Source organism: Mycobacterium innocens (genome assembly GCF_900566055.1).
Classification (GTDB): Bacteria; Actinomycetota; Actinomycetes; order Mycobacteriales; family Mycobacteriaceae; genus Mycobacterium; species Mycobacterium innocens.
In genome coordinates, this window is sequence record NZ_UPHQ01000234.1 from 1 (window position 1) to 13670 (window position 13670).

Annotated in this window: 16 protein-coding genes; 8 read left to right on the plus strand and 8 right to left on the minus strand. The window is 66.5% G+C overall.

Going from position 1 to position 13670, the window contains the following annotated elements:
* Both EET03_RS30405 and EET03_RS22375 read right to left on the minus strand, forming a co-directional pair.
* A partial coding sequence (locus EET03_RS30405; RefSeq protein WP_167470683.1) for a hypothetical protein occupies positions 1-501 on the minus strand: 501 nt, incomplete at its 3' end.
* Between the two features lie 10 nt (positions 502-511).
* The gene (locus tag EET03_RS22375; RefSeq protein WP_075541769.1) at positions 512-1081 is read right to left on the minus strand and encodes a TetR/AcrR family transcriptional regulator; all 570 of its coding nucleotides are present in this window, start codon (positions 1079-1081) and stop codon (positions 512-514) included.
* Between the two features lie 245 nt (positions 1082-1326).
* On the opposite strand from EET03_RS22375, the gene EET03_RS22380 reads away from it, so the two are divergent.
* Positions 1327-1785 (plus strand): VOC family protein, encoded by a 459-nt coding sequence (locus EET03_RS22380; protein ID WP_075541768.1) that lies wholly within the window; start codon positions 1327-1329, stop codon positions 1783-1785.
* Position 1786: 1 nt separating this feature from the next.
* Here the strand turns inward: EET03_RS22380 and EET03_RS22385 are convergent, their stop codons facing one another.
* Together EET03_RS22385 and EET03_RS22390 are read right to left on the minus strand one after the other, a co-directional pair.
* Positions 1787-3481: an FAD-dependent oxidoreductase gene (locus EET03_RS22385; RefSeq protein WP_075541767.1), complete on the minus strand. Its 1695-nt coding sequence runs from the start codon at positions 3479-3481 to the stop codon at positions 1787-1789.
* Positions 3482-3487: 6 nt separating this feature from the next.
* The gene (locus EET03_RS22390) at positions 3488-4513 is read right to left on the minus strand and encodes an AurF N-oxygenase family protein (RefSeq protein WP_075541766.1); all 1026 of its coding nucleotides are present in this window, start codon (positions 4511-4513) and stop codon (positions 3488-3490) included.
* 219 nt (positions 4514-4732) lie between these two features.
* On the opposite strand from EET03_RS22390, the gene serC reads away from it, so the two are divergent.
* Together serC and sepH are read left to right on the plus strand one after the other, a co-directional pair.
* On the plus strand, positions 4733-5863 hold the full coding sequence (gene serC / locus EET03_RS22395; RefSeq protein ID WP_099194255.1) for a phosphoserine transaminase: 1131 nt from the start codon (positions 4733-4735) through the stop codon (positions 5861-5863).
* A 120-nt stretch (positions 5864-5983) separates the two neighbouring features.
* Positions 5984-6733, plus strand: a complete 750-nt coding sequence (sepH, locus tag EET03_RS22400; RefSeq protein ID WP_063472405.1) for a septation protein SepH — start codon at positions 5984-5986, stop codon at positions 6731-6733.
* Between the two features lies 1 nt (position 6734).
* On the opposite strand, the gene EET03_RS22405 is transcribed toward sepH, so the two are convergent.
* The 3 genes from EET03_RS22405 to EET03_RS22415 are packed head-to-tail and all read right to left on the minus strand — an operon-like array spanning position 6735 to position 8283.
* Positions 6735-7031 (minus strand): DUF2537 domain-containing protein, encoded by a 297-nt coding sequence (locus EET03_RS22405; RefSeq protein WP_099193742.1) that lies wholly within the window; start codon positions 7029-7031, stop codon positions 6735-6737.
* Positions 7028-7855: a TrmH family RNA methyltransferase gene (locus EET03_RS22410; protein WP_075541764.1), complete on the minus strand. Its 828-nt coding sequence runs from the start codon at positions 7853-7855 to the stop codon at positions 7028-7030. The genes EET03_RS22405 and EET03_RS22410 overlap by 4 nt, the downstream gene beginning before the upstream one ends.
* Entirely contained in the window at positions 7852-8283 is a 432-nt protein-coding gene (locus EET03_RS22415) for an Rv0880 family HTH-type transcriptional regulator (protein ID WP_075541763.1), read from the minus strand. The genes EET03_RS22410 and EET03_RS22415 overlap by 4 nt, the downstream gene beginning before the upstream one ends.
* Positions 8284-9174: 891 nt before the next feature.
* Here EET03_RS22415 and EET03_RS22420 point away from each other — a divergent pair.
* Positions 9175-9450 (plus strand): DUF2530 domain-containing protein, encoded by a 276-nt coding sequence (locus tag EET03_RS22420; protein ID WP_063472409.1) that lies wholly within the window; start codon positions 9175-9177, stop codon positions 9448-9450.
* Between the two features lie 38 nt (positions 9451-9488).
* On the plus strand, positions 9489-9944 hold the full coding sequence (locus EET03_RS22425) for an SRPBCC family protein (protein ID WP_075542293.1): 456 nt from the start codon (positions 9489-9491) through the stop codon (positions 9942-9944).
* Here EET03_RS22425 and EET03_RS22430 read toward each other — a convergent pair.
* Positions 9941-10744, minus strand: a complete 804-nt coding sequence (locus tag EET03_RS22430; protein ID WP_075542294.1) for a DUF3027 domain-containing protein — start codon at positions 10742-10744, stop codon at positions 9941-9943. The two genes, EET03_RS22425 and EET03_RS22430, sit on opposite strands and share 4 nt — an antisense overlap.
* Before the next feature lie 193 nt (positions 10745-10937).
* Between EET03_RS22430 and EET03_RS22435 the strand changes: the two genes are divergently transcribed.
* From EET03_RS22435 to EET03_RS22445, 3 genes are read left to right on the plus strand one after another with little or no spacing between them, the layout of a single operon-like run.
* The gene (locus EET03_RS22435) at positions 10938-12539 is read left to right on the plus strand and encodes an MFS transporter (RefSeq protein WP_099193743.1); all 1602 of its coding nucleotides are present in this window, start codon (positions 10938-10940) and stop codon (positions 12537-12539) included.
* Positions 12536-13027 carry a DUF2771 domain-containing protein gene (locus EET03_RS22440; protein ID WP_075542296.1) on the plus strand — a complete coding sequence of 164 codons (492 nt, stop codon included), beginning with the start codon at positions 12536-12538 and terminating at the stop codon, positions 13025-13027. Before EET03_RS22435 ends, EET03_RS22440 begins: the two co-directional genes overlap by 4 nt.
* Before the next feature lie 42 nt (positions 13028-13069).
* Positions 13070-13369, plus strand: coding sequence for a hypothetical protein (locus EET03_RS22445; RefSeq protein WP_075542297.1), 300 nt, complete (start codon positions 13070-13072; stop codon positions 13367-13369).
* Positions 13370-13670: the final 301 nt, after the last annotated feature.

Consider the following 13670-nt stretch of genomic DNA (forward strand, 5'->3'; position numbering starts at 1 on the left):
AGTCGTAGTCGTCGGCATGCTCACGGACCAATCGGACCGCCTTGGCCTTGGTGTTCTCGTCGTACTTGCTTGGCATCGTGCCATCCTTCCCAAGAAAGGAAGTGCGCACGAAACCCGGGACGATTCATGCTCTAGCCGGTGCCACCAATAGGTCAGAAATTCGCCGACCACCATGAAACCGATGAGTTGGGCCACAAAGACCGGCAGCGTCGGCGCGGCGCCCGGAACCGCGGCCGTCCAGACGTGGAACGTCGCGTGCAGCACGAACAGCAAAACGGCCGCGCCGACGTAGGTCGACATGATCCGAATTCCGAGCTTCGTGGCCGCTTTGGCCGAGATCCGCCGGTAGATCGCGACATCCGCTATCGAAAAGCCGATGCCGGTCAGCAAGACGACCGCGACGACGACGGGCAGAAAATACAGCGGAAATTCGAAGAAGCCGACACCCAACAGGTCCAATAGCCCATCCCAGACCGGTTGCAAAGGCGATACCTGACTCATGGGTCCGCTCCTAGTTGTGGTGAGTAGTGCCGGTGAGTAAGCGCTGTGCCGCCGTCCGCAGTTCCTCGATGCACTGCTCGACGCTGATATCGCCGACACCCAGCAATGCCAGATCGGCGAAAAAGACCCGCCCAAGCAACGTCATCGACGGGTCAAGGGTGGCCGGCATGTCGTCGTCGGCACCGGCCACCAACGCGCGGAACATCTCACGCACGCCCCGGCGAAACTCGTCGGCGACCGGGCCCTGAGCCAGCACCGACGCCATGGTGGCCCGAACCATCGACAAATCCGACGCTGCTTCGTACACCACCTGCTCGATCGCGACGTCGATGGCGCCGACCGTCTCCCCGGCCGCCTCGATGGCCTGCGGCAAGCGCGCCGCAACGTCATGACCCCAGGCCAGCGCGGCCTCGCAGACGACATGTTCCTTGGACGCGAAGTAGCGGTACGTCGTCGCTCTCGATACCCCTGCTGTCGTGGCGATCAACTCCATGCCCACGGCCTCGTGACCGTGCTCGCGGATCAGCTGTCGCGCTGCCTGAAGCAGCCGGGTGCGCAATTCCAGCTGACGCGCGTCCATTGTGCGATGGATGGTCAATCGGGCAGCGCACACGCGGGCATCCTCATCGGCCGAACTCTGAGACACGTGGTGAGACAGTTGTATCAACAACAGTCGACACATCCCTATCACATCGCCACGTCAGATCGCAAGAGGCGGCCTGAACGGCGGCCGTCGCCGACTGCGCGATGAAAATCGCCGCCACGTTCGGTCAGTACCTGTGAGCCCCGCGCGGGCGATACCAACTATCCAAAGGAGCGAACAACGTGGCAATCACCGTGGAACCAGCATTGTCCCCCCACCTCGTGGTCGACGACGCCGTGGCGGCGATCGACTTCTACGTCAAGGCCTTCGACGCGGTTGAGCTGGGACGCATACCAGGGCGCGATGGCAAACTCATCCACGCTGCGCTGCGCATCAACGGCTTCATGGTGATGCTCAACGACGACTTCCCGGAAAGCTGCGGTGGCAAGTCGACGACACCGAGGTCACTGGGCGGAACCCCGGTCACCATCCATCTGACCGTGACCGATGTCGATGCCAAGTTCCAGCGGGCAGTGGACGCCGGTGCCACCGTGGTAATCCCGCTGGCAGACCAGTTCTGGGGCGACCGATACGGAGTAGTCGCCGACCCGTTCGGCCACCACTGGTCACTGGGGCAACCCGTACGGGAGCTCAGCATGGCGGAGATTCAAGAGGCCATGTCCGCGCAGGCAGCCAGCTAGTTCAGGCCAGCTCACGCAGCCGCGTCAGCAGGCGCCGTCGCAGCGGCGGCGTCTGCGATGCGCCGGTCGCCGCGGCAAGCATGTCGGTGACGTCGGTGAATTTGTTGCGCGGCCTACCGTCGCGGCGGCCGCGAGCGACCTCGGCGGCATCGATGGCACGCCAGCCCGCGGCGTCGATGACGTCGGGCTGACGCGTGGTCACCAGCTGGTCCAGCGCCGCCGGCTTGCCCGCCGGATCGGTGAGCTTGCCCGCATTGAAGTCGGCCACCAGCGCCTGAACGGTTTGCCAGGAGCAGGATTTGTTGGTACCGATGAACCCGGTCGGCCCGCGCTTGATCCAGCCCGCGACATAGGCGCCCGGCACCGGCTGCCTGGTACCCGGATCGACGACCCGACCGCCGTCGTTGGGCACGACGGCCGCCGCCTTGTCGAACGGCAGGTCACGAATTCGCTTGCCGCGGTAGCCGATCGACGTCAGCACCAGACCCGCGTCAAGCCGGCGCACCTCGTCGGTGCCGGTGACGGCGAACTCGACGCCGGTGGCCCGTTGAGGTCCCAGGACGCGCCGGGGCGTGAGCTGATAGGCCAGCCGGATTCGGGGACGCGACGCCGAGGTCGACCCGTCGCCCAGGGTGCTCAGGATCTCCAGCTTGGCTTTCGTCAACGGCGCCGAGGCGGTTGCCAAGTCCTCGAGGACCCGCTTGTGGTCGACGCGGTCGAGCACCACGTCGGATGCGGCGGTAAGCCCGATCAACTCCGGCAGGGTGAACGCCGAGTGGGCGGGTCCGCGACGGGCAGCGATCACCACCTCACGGACCGCCGAGCCGCGGAACGCCCGCAGCGCATGATCGGCGATGTCGGTTCGGGCCAGGTCACCGGGGTCGGTGGTGAGCACCCGCGCCACGTCGAGAGCGACATTGCCGTTGCCGATGATCACGACCCGGGCGTGGCCGAGATCGACTGGGAGATTGACGAACTCGGGATGCCCGTTGATCCACGCGACCAACTCCGTCGCGGTACCGGTGCCGGGTAACCCCATCCCGTCGATGTCGAGGCGACGATCGTCGGGAGCACCGACTGCGTACACCACGGCGTGGTGGTGGGCCAACAGATCGGCGTGCGTCAGGTGCTTGCCGATCTCGACGTTGAGGTAGAACCGGAACCGGTCATGGCGCGCGACCCGGTCGAACAGTGTGGTGACCCGCTTGGTGTTCGGGTGATCCGGCGCCACCCCGGCGCGCACCAACCCGTAGGGCGTGGGCAGCTTCTCGAAGACATTGACGTGCACGCCCGGTTGAACCAGGAGCTCGTCGGCGGCATACATCGCCGCGGGTCCGGATCCGACAATGGCAACGGTCAGCGGATGGCGGCGCGTACGCACCTCGGCTGCCGGGATCACCGGAGCCAGTTTCGACGTCGGCGGCAGCTTCGCGCCGGCCGGCCGCTTCGGGTAATAGGAGGCGTTGATCTCGACGAACGGCAGTTGCCGCGATTCCAGCCTGCTGTCCGGCGAAATGGCTCCCACCGGGCAGGCGCTCACGCAGGCGCCACAGTCGACGCACGCCACCGGGTCGATATACAGCATCTCCGACGTCGCAAACCCCGGCTCGTCCGGCGAGGGATGGATGCAATTGACCGGGCAGGCAAAGACGCAGGACGCGTCATTGCAGCACGACTGGGTAATAACGTGTGGCATAAAGGATTACGCGGCCGGCACGGTCGCCAGGTGCTGACGCTGCGGCTCGCTGCGGTAGCGCGACGGCTCGCCGTTGATCTTGCACAGCCGCCACATGAGCCCGGCCAGGCGACTTTCCATCAAGCCGGTGTCGTAAGCCAGCATCCGTACGTCGGCGAACATGTCGCGCAACCACTTCCGCGACTGCGGCGACCGGAAAAACAACTCCCTCTTCACCTCACGCGGGATGTCGAATTCCTCCCAGAACGCCCTGGGCGGCACCACGATTGCGTTACACAGCATCCGCATGGTCAGCGGGAAGTACAACGACGTCCAGAATCGCTGCCGCTTGGTCAACTGCGGCAACCGCTTACGCAGGAACTCATGCGCGAAGGAGATGTGACGGGCTTCCTCGGCCACGTGAATGGACATCACCCGCTCCATGATCGGATGCAGCGCCTTGCCCTCGCGCAACACATTCTTTTGGGTGTGATCGATGGGCTCCTCGCCGGCGAGTACCCCGATGAAGAAGGCCACCGGCAGCGGGCCGGCCACCAGCGGGATGAACGGCGACACCCAGCGCAGCCGCCGCGGCATCCCCGGAACGTCGGCGCCGACGCGGTTGATCATCTCCTGGAACATCATGGTGTGGTTGCACTCTTCAACCGATTCGTGCAGGCAATACCGGTATTCCGGTGACCCGTTGGGCATCCAGAACGTGTAGTTCATCAGGCCGCGGATCAGGATGGACTCGAAGTGCAGCCCGACCTTGGCCACGTTGGCCTGGCGCCACATCCCGATCTTGATCTTGCGCTCGTCGGGCTGCGCCAGATACCAGGGGTGGCGGCCCAACGGGTCAGTCGCCGGGAGGATCCACCGGGGATCGTTGTCGGTGACAGCGAATTCCGGTGACTCCCAATCGATGTCGGTGTACGGGTTGAAGTTTCGCCGCACCGACCCCTCGGACAGTGTGGCGAGCATCTCCACGTACTCGGTATCGTCCCGAACCTCCATGTTGCGGCGCCAACGCCGAACCATCCGCGTCTTGTCCACTGAGAAGCCTCCCCAATGAGGTTTGTGTTGAGGTTTACCTTCGGACGTTCTGATAAACACGGTACCGCTGGTACCGGGAATTCTCCAGACCCGCGGGCGGGCTGTGGCCTGGCCCGTATCGATCGGTTGAGTGTGACGCTGCTCACGCCGGCCGGCTTGACGCGGCAATATTCGGCCCGCGTGGTCGCCGGTCCCCCACCGCTCACTACCCTGATTGCCATGGCCGACCAGCTCACGACTGCCCTCGAGATTCCCGCTGACCTCAAACCCCGCGACGGACGCTTCGGGTCGGGCCCGTCAAAGGTGCGGCCCGAGCAATTGCATGCGCTGACCACCACCGCCGCGGCATTGTTCGGGACCTCGCACCGGCAGTCGCCGGTCAAGAATCTGGTGGGCCGGGTGCGCACCGGCCTGGCCGAGCTCTTCTCGCTGCCCGATGGTTACCAGGTGATTTTGGGCAACGGCGGCGCAACTGCGTTTTGGGACGCCGCCGCATTCGGGCTGATCGACAAGCGCTCATTGCACCTGGCCTACGGCGAGTTCAGCTCGAAGTTCGCCTCAGCCGTCGCCAAGAACCCGTTCGTGGGCGACCCGATCATCATCAAGGCGGACCCAGGCGACGCGCCGCAGCCGCAGGCCGATCCGTCGGTGGACGTGATCGCCTGGGCTCACAACGAGACGTCGACCGGGGTGGCGGTGCCGGTGCGACGTCCCGCCGACTCGGGCGACGCGCTGATCGTCATCGACGCCACCTCTGGTGCTGGCGGTCTGCCGGTCGACATCACCGAGGCTGACGCGTATTACTTCGCGCCCCAAAAGAATTTCGCGAGCGACGGTGGCCTCTGGCTGGCGCTGATGAGTCCGGCCGCGCTGGCCCGCGTCGAAGCCATCGCGGCCTCGGGGCGCTGGGTTCCCGACTTCTTGTCGCTACCGATAGCGATCGAGAACAGTCTGAAGAACCAGACATACAACACACCGGCGATCGGCACGCTGGCGCTGCTGGCCGAACAGCTCGACTGGCTGCTTGGCAACGGCGGCCTGGAGTGGGCGGTCAAGCGGACGGCGGACTCCTCGCAGCGGTTGTACTCGTGGGCGCAGGAGCGGCCGTACACCACGCCGTTCGTGACCGACCCGGAGTTGCGGTCGCAGGTGGTGGGCACGATCGACTTCGCCGACGAGGTCGACGCCGCGGCCGTGGCCAAGACCTTGCGGGCAAACGGCATCGTCGACACCGAGCCGTACCGCAAACTGGGCCGCAACCAGTTGCGGGTGGCGATGTTCCCCGCCGTCGAACCCGATGACGTCAGCGCCCTCACCCAATGCATCGACTGGGTGGTTGAGCGGCTTTAACCTGCTCGTTATCCGCCCGCAACCGTCCCGCGTGTCAGCGCGGATCGCGGGGTTGGCTGCATTAAAGTGCGCACGTAACAGGTCCGGTGCTCAGAGGCACGGAGCCTGCGAGGAGAAGTCATGCGGGAACTCAAACTGGTTGGGCTGGATGCCGACGGCAAATACCTCATCTGCGAGGGCGCCAAACCGGCCGAAACATTCAAGCTGCCGGCCGACGACCGATTGCGGGCGGTCCTGACCGGCAATACGACGCACCCGGTTCAACCGCACCTGGACATGGAAATAACGAATATGTTGAGTCCCAAGGAAATTCAGGCCAGGATCCGTGCCGGAGCATCGGTGGAGCAGGTGGCCGCGGCGTCGGGCTCCGATCTGGCGCGCATCCAGCGATTCGCCCACCCGGTGTTGCTGGAACGGTCGCGTGCCGCTGAGCTGGCAACGGCCGCGCACCCGATGCTGTCGGACGGCCCCGCGGTGCTGACGCTGCTCGAAACCATCACCGCCGCGCTGCTGACGCGCGGCCTCAACCCGGAGAAACTCAGCTGGGACGCGTGGCGCAACGAAGACGGCCGCTGGACGGTGCAGCTTGCATGGCAGGCCGGCCACTCCGATAACCTCGCGCACTTCCGCTTCACACCGGGCGCGCATGGCGGCACCGTCACCGCGATCGACGACGCGGCCAGTGAGCTGATCGACCCGGACTTCAAACCTCGGCAGCTGGCTCCGGTGGCCCGCCTCGCCTTCGACGAACCCGCGAAGCCGGCACCCGCCCCGGCGACGGAACCACCAGCCAGCCATCGACGGGGCAAGCCGGCCATCCCGGCCTGGGAGGACGTCCTGCTCGGGGTGCGCTCCGGCGGGCAGCGCTGAGTTAAGCACGCCCCAACCCGGTCATTGCCAGCAGCGTCAACCACGCCACCACGACACCTACTCCCGCACCCAGGACAAACCAGCGCAATACCGGGGTGCGCCGCCAGCCCCAGAGGGTCGGCGCCAGCCCGCCGACCGCCACGACGTTGAGCCCGACCGCCAGCAACGGGTGCACCCGGATCAGCCCCAGGCTGAGCACCACCATCCCGACCCCGATCACTGCGGCGACGAAACCGGCTACCACCAAACCCGTTGCCCACGGCACAGATTCGTCGCGCGCTTCGAGCTCCCGGCTCACGGGCCAAGCCTAGCCCGCTCGTAAAAAGCCAATGCGGCCGCCGTCGCCACGTTGAGTGAGTCGGTGCCCCGCGACATCGGGATCCGCACCCGCAGATCGCTGATCCGCAGGGCGGCAGCGGTCAGTCCAGGCCCCTCCGCACCCACCAGCAGTGCAATCGGTTGGTCGCGCACCGCGTCCATCGCCTCGCCCAGCTGGCGCGCGTCGCCGCGTGGAGTCATCGCCAACAGCCCAAAGCCCCGCTCTTGCAACATCACCAAGTCGGCGGGCCAGTCGGCTGCTCGAGCGTAGGGCACCAGCAAAGCGTGCCCCATGGAAACCCGGACCGCGCGACGGTACAGCGGGTCCGCGCAACCGCTGCCGAACACCACCGCGTCCACCCCCAACCCCGCGGCGTTGCGAAAGATCGACCCCAGGTTTTCGTGATCGTTGACCCCCTCGAGCACCACGACGGTGCGAGCGCCGTCGACCACCTCGGTAACGCCGGGCTCCGGTAACCGGCTTGCCGAGGCCAGCACCCCCCGGTTGAGATGAAACCCGACAGTCTGCGCCATGACTTCCGCGGAGGCTCGATAGTAGGGGGCCGGGCTGCCGGCCAAGTCGTCCCTGAGCTCGGCCAGCCTGCGGTCGGTGCCAAGCATTGCCCGCGGGGTAAAGCGCGAAGCCAGCATGCGCTGCACGACCAGCACACCCTCGGCGATCACCAGGCCCCTCCCGGACGGCAGGTCGGGCCTGCGGTCGACGCTGTTCAGGTCGCGGAAATCGTCGAGGCGCGGATCGTCGGGATCGCTGATGTCTTGAACGTCGATGTCGGGAACAGTCACGGGCTTTCGTCGACCAGGGCGAGCATGATGTCGGCGGCGTGGCGCAGGGTGTCACGTTCGCCGCTGTCGAGCGTCGCGAGCCGTTCGGCCAGCCACTCCTGACGGGCTCGCCGTGCAGCCCTGACCAACTCCGCGCCGGCTTGGGATACCGACACCAGCACCTGACGGCCGTCCACGGGATGCGGGGCGCGGTCCACCAGACCCACGTCGGCCAGGGAGGCGATCACCCGGGTCATCGACGGTGGGCGGACCCGCTCCCGGATCGCCAGCGCGCCGGGCGTCATCGCGCCCTCGTTGGCCAGGGTTGTCAATGCCGACAGCTGCGACAAGGACACCGGAGATGACGGGTTCCGGAATCGAAGTTGGCGCGCCAGACGCATGACCGCCAGCGACAAGTCGCTCGCCAGCTGCGCATCGCTGTCAGGCACAGCGCGAGGTTACAACGGAACCCAAGTGCTCGCGATCAGAACGACGGCAAACGATTGCCCCCGCGCCGTCGGGCGGCAACCCGTCGCCACCCTTCGCCCCCCGTGCTGGAACCATTGCGCCGCCGTCCCAGCACCGTCACATCTTTACCAGTTGCCACATCGGTCGCTGCACGGGTGGACACCCGAGAGGCCTGAGGACGCTTCTAGGACGCTGTGTCGACTCGTTCACCACGTACGTCATGGGGTTCGGCGATCTGTTCGGCGATCAAACGCCTTCCGAGGCCACAATGCTGCCGGTCATCGATGCCCGCGAACGCAGCTTGGCTGCCCACGCACACCTTGCCGTTCTGTCTTCGGCACGCCGATGCCCGCAGCTTTGCTCAAACCTCTTGTGATGGCCGGTGTTCGGAGGGGACGGAGAAGACTCGCGTGCTCACCGGGTCGACTGTCATGCCCGCCGTATCGAGTGTGCGGTGACGGCTTTGAGCGTGCATATAGGGCGCGGACTCCGCGATTGGCCCGCCCTGACGGCACACTCGGCGCCCCGACCGCACACTCGGCGCCGTCAGCGCACACTCGCCGCCGTCAGCGCCAACGGACACCCCAGATTGACGCGACCGTCTCCGATGAGCCCGCGCGCCCGGATGACAGGTAGCGAACGCGACGGGGTCGCGAACACCCTTTAAGCGTCAACCCCAACCGCACCAGGCCACGATTTTCATCTCCTCGCATCGGGGCGCAGCCCCCTCAACGCTCCTCGCGACAACCTCGGCGCCGTTGTTCCGCAAAAGTGGTCGCTAAGGCCGGCGCCGCGACCGCCCGCTGCTGTGTACGACGCTATCGTTCCGCCCGTACGGCGGCCGGCATCGTCGCGGGCTATGTTGAAACCCGATGACTGACGAACCTGACCACAATCCCGAGCCGCCACCGTTACCGGCAGCGCTACTGGAAGTGTGGCCGGTCATCGCGGTCGGCGCACTCGGCTGGGTGGCTGCCGCGGTGGCCGCGTTCGCCGTACCCAGTCTTCAGACATGGCGGCCGGTGACAGTGGCCGGGCTCGCGGTGGGGTTGCTCGGCACGGGCATATTCGTCTGGCAACTTGCCGCTGCCCGCCGCGGTGCTCGCGGCGCTCAAGCCGGACTCGAGACGTATCTGGACCACCAATAAGACCGAAATGGTGACGCAAAACACATCCGGGAGGACAAATGGTAGCTCCGCTGCTGCAGGCGCAGGTTGACATCGATGCGCCGCCCTCGAAAGTCTGGGCGCTGATCTCCGATTTGCGACGAATGCCGCAATGGAGCCCGCAATGTCGCTGGACGCACCAATTCGGTCCGCTGCGCCCTGGCACCCGCACCATTAACCTCAACCGTCGCAACCGGTTGTTCTGGCCGACAACCTGCACCGTCGTCGAGGTCATCCCGGAGCAGAAGCTGGCGTTCCGGGTCGACACCAACCGCAGCATCTGGAGCTACGAGCTGGAGCCCAATGGCGAGGGCACCCGGGTCACCGAGAGCCGCCACGCCGAAAACGGGGTCAGCGCGTTTTCCAACGTATCGGTGAACGCACTCTTGGGAGGCACCACGAACTTCGAACGCGAATTGGTCGACGGCATGAACACCTCGCTGGCAAAGATCAAGGCGGCCGCCGAAAAAGGCTAATCGGACGAATCCGGCGGCTTCTCCCAGATATCTAGCACCCCGTCGTCGTACGGGTCATACATCGGGGAGCCGCTGCCCGCCGGGGCCGGGGTGTCGGAATGCGCGCCGCAACCGTAATGCTTGTCGACGATATGGCCATCGGCCGACAATTCGTTACCACACACCCCGAACATCGCGCCCAGCGCTCCGCCGAGCGGCAGGAAGAACCCGCAGTCGCGGCACACTCGTTTGGTCGACCGTGCCATCGCCGAGTCGGGGCCGTAGTCGCCGTCGTGCCATCGTTGCGCCGCCTCGGCGCGGCCCCACGCGCTCATCACCCAGCGTCGGCCGAACCCGATCTCGGCAGCGGTCTCGTCGACCTGCGGGTCGCCGCTGGCGCTATAGCCCGGCACCAGCCGCGGGTCATCCTTGGCCGGCGCCAGCAGGTCTCCCGGGCTCAAATCTCCCGGCTGTACCCGCCGCTCCCAGGGCACCCAGGGCAGCGCCAGCAAGGCCGTTGGGCCGGGGACCAGCACCACCTCGCTGATGGTGGCACGGTCGGCACCGGCATAGGCAGCGACGACGACGGCCCACTGCCATCCCTGGTACCCGGGCAAATGCGCCAGGAATCGGTGTGTCGCCGCATTGGGATCTTCGTAGCCGACACCGAGATAGTCTCCGATCGCATCGGGCCCGCTGAACTCGACGACCGCCGCCCTGGCCTGGTCCACCGCGCCCGTGAGCACCGACGCCAAGTCTTGCGGCCACTCGGCCACGGTCGCCACGGCGGATTCCACCGACTTCTCCAAGGGTCCGGTCACACTCTTCCCTCTCTGCAGTGCGTATCCATACTGCCGGAAGACACGGTGGACGAGCCACACCCGGTTGCCTACGCGTGGAGACGGGATAAGCCAGAATTGAGGCGTGTCTGCACGGCGGCGTGATCACCCGGGCCGTACGGCTCCGGCCGCGGGCCGCCGGAGCCGGAACGGAACGGTCAACGAGCACCCCGGCATGGCCAACTATCCCGCTGACGACGCCGACTATCGACGGCCGCGCCGTCCGCCGCCCATGCCGAGCGCCAACCGCTACCTCCCGCCGCTGGGTCAGGAGCAGGAACGCCAGCGCGACAGCCAGCCGCCGCCGCGCGAGTTCAACGGCGGCGAACGGATCACCGTCACCCGGGCCGCGGCGATGCGCAGCCGCGAAATGGGCTCGCGGATGTATTGGATGGTGCAGCGCGCCGCGACCGCCGACGGCGCCGACAAGTCGGGCCTGACCGCGCTGACCTGGCCGGTGATGGCCAACTTCGCGGTCGACTCCGCGATGGCGGTTGCGCTGGCCAACACGTTGTTTTTTGCCGCGGCAAGCGGTGAAAGCAAATCGCGCGTCGCTCTTTACCTGTTGATCACCATCGCGCCGTTCGCCGTGATCGCGCCGCTGATCGGTCCCGCACTGGACAAGCTGCAGCACGGCCGACGGGTGGCGCTGGCGCTGTCGTTCGGACTTCGGACGGTGTTGGCGCTGGTGTTGATCATGAATTACGACGGCGCCACCGGCAGCTTCCCGTCGTGGGTGCTCTATCCGTGCGCGCTGGCCATGATGGTGTTTTCGAAGTCATTCAGCGTGCTGCGCAGCGCGGTGACCCCGCGGGTGATGCCGCCGACGATCGATTTGGTGCGGGTCAACTCCCGGCTGACGGTGTTCGGCCTGCTCGGCGGCACCATGGCCGGCGGTGCCGTCGCCGCCGGAGTCGAGTTCGGCTGTACCCATCTGTTGGAACTTCCGGGCGCGTTGTTCGTCGTCGTCGCGATCACCATCGCCGGCGCCGTTTTGTCGATGCGGATTCCAAGCTGGGTCGAGGTGACCACCGGCGAGGTGCCGGCCACGCTGAGCTACCACCGCGACGCCGGCAGGCTGCGGCGAAGCTGGCCGGAGGAAGTCAAGAACCTCGGCGGTACGCTGCGACAACCGTTGGGCCGCAACATCATTACCTCGTTGTGGGGCAACTGCACCATCAAGGTGATGGTCGGCTTTCTGTTCTTGTATCCGGCGTTCGTCGCGAAGGCTCACGACGCCGACGGGTGGGTTCAGTTGGCCATGCTGGGCCTGATCGGCGCTGCGGCCGCGATCGGCAACTTCGCCGGCAATTTCACCAGCGCACGCCTGCAACTGGGCAGGCCGGCGGTGCTGGTCGTGCGCTGCACCGTGGTGGTGACGGTGTTCGCGGTGGCGGCCGCGGTGGCCGGCAATCTGGTGGCGGCCGCCATCGCGACCCTGATCACGTCGGGCTGCAGTGCAATCGCCAAAGCCTCGCTGGACGCCTCGCTGCAGGACGATCTGCCCGAGGAATCGCGGGCATCGGGGTTCGGCCGTTCGGAGTCGACGCTGCAGCTGGCCTGGGTGCTCGGCGGTGCGGTCGGGGTGTTGGTCTACACCGAATTGGGGGTCGGCTTCACCGCCGTCAGCGCCCTGCTGATCCTGGGTCTGGCGCAGACCGTCGTCAGCTTCCGGGGCGACTCGCTGATCCCGGGTCTCGGCGGTAATCGGCCGGTGCTGGCCGAGCAGGAAAGCACCCGCCGCGCCGCTTCGGCAACCGGAGCGATGCCGCAGTGAAACGTTGGGGCGTTACGCTTCTCGCGGTCGTGGTGTTGCTCTTGTCCGCCGGAGCGGGGTTTGGCGCGTGGCTGCTGGTGCGCGATTCCGGTCCGCAGCGACCTGAGATCAGTGCGTACTCGCACGGTCACCTGAGCCGCGTCGGCCCTTACATGTATTGCAACGTGTTGCGGCTCGACGAGTGTGAGACACCGCAGACCCAGGGCGAACTGCCGGTGAACGAACGCGATCCGGTGCAGCTCTCGGTGCCGCAAGCCATTTCGCGGGCACCGTGGCGACTCCTGCAGCTCTACGAGGATCCCGCCGATGCCGCCGCCACCATCTTTCGGCCCGACAGCCGGCTCGCGGTCACCATCCCCACCGTCGACCCGCATCGGGGCCGACTGACCGGGATTGTGGTGCAATTGTTGACGTTGGTGGTCGACCCCGCCTCCGGTGAGTTGCGCGAGGCGCCGCACGCGGAATGGTCTGTGCGCCTGGTATTTTGACGCCGAAGTGCGGGCGACGAAGAGGGTGGCTACACTGCCGCCATGCAGCAGAATCTGCGTGTCGATAGCGGTGGTCTGCAGACCATGGCCACCCGCTGGGGCGCTGCGGCGGGCGAACTGAACGCGACAGTGGCTCCGACGGGGCTGGGTTTGTCGGGTCAGGCCAGCGCTGTCGCGGTCGACGGCGCCCGCGCCGATGTCACGGCGTTCTCGGCGGCGCTCGCCGCACGGGTGATCGCCCGGTCCGCCCATGTCGTCGAGGCTGATACTCGCTACGTTGCCAACGAGACGGATTCGGCGAACATGCTGGCCGCCGTGGCCAGTCCGGTGATCCGCGCCTAGCACATGTCAGTGGTCGCCGCGTTTCCCAACCTTTCGCAGCTGTTGGCCTGGCCCACCGAGCATCTCACCGAGGCCGCTGACCACTGGGAGGCTGTCGGTGGGCGCTGCTACGGGGTGGCCAACCAGGTCTGGCGAGACGCGCTAGCTGGCTGTAGGTCGTGTCAAGTCATAGGTTGGTGCGTGGGGCATTGTCGCCGGTGGTTGCTGGCGTTAGAAGACCTGGCCGGAGTGCGCGGTGTGCTGTGAGGAGTGCCGAGCGCCCACGCTGACTTATGCGACCTCACACGGTTGGTGGGTCATC

Coding starts and splice junctions, on each gene's coding strand:
- EET03_RS22375 (WP_075541769.1), bottom strand. CDS start 1,081: ATGGACGCGCGTCAGCTGGAATTGCGCACCCGGCTGCTTCAGGCAGCG.
- EET03_RS22385 (WP_075541767.1), bottom strand. CDS start 3,481: ATGCCACACGTTATTACCCAGTCGTGCTGCAATGACGCGTCCTGCGTC.
- serC (WP_099194255.1), top strand. CDS start 4,733: ATGGCCGACCAGCTCACGACTGCCCTCGAGATTCCCGCTGACCTCAAA.
- sepH (WP_063472405.1), top strand. CDS start 5,984: ATGCGGGAACTCAAACTGGTTGGGCTGGATGCCGACGGCAAATACCTC.
- EET03_RS22420 (WP_063472409.1), top strand. CDS start 9,175: ATGACTGACGAACCTGACCACAATCCCGAGCCGCCACCGTTACCGGCA.
- EET03_RS22425 (WP_075542293.1), top strand. CDS start 9,489: ATGGTAGCTCCGCTGCTGCAGGCGCAGGTTGACATCGATGCGCCGCCC.
- EET03_RS22435 (WP_099193743.1), top strand. CDS start 10,938: ATGGCCAACTATCCCGCTGACGACGCCGACTATCGACGGCCGCGCCGT.
- EET03_RS22445 (WP_075542297.1), top strand. CDS start 13,070: ATGCAGCAGAATCTGCGTGTCGATAGCGGTGGTCTGCAGACCATGGCC.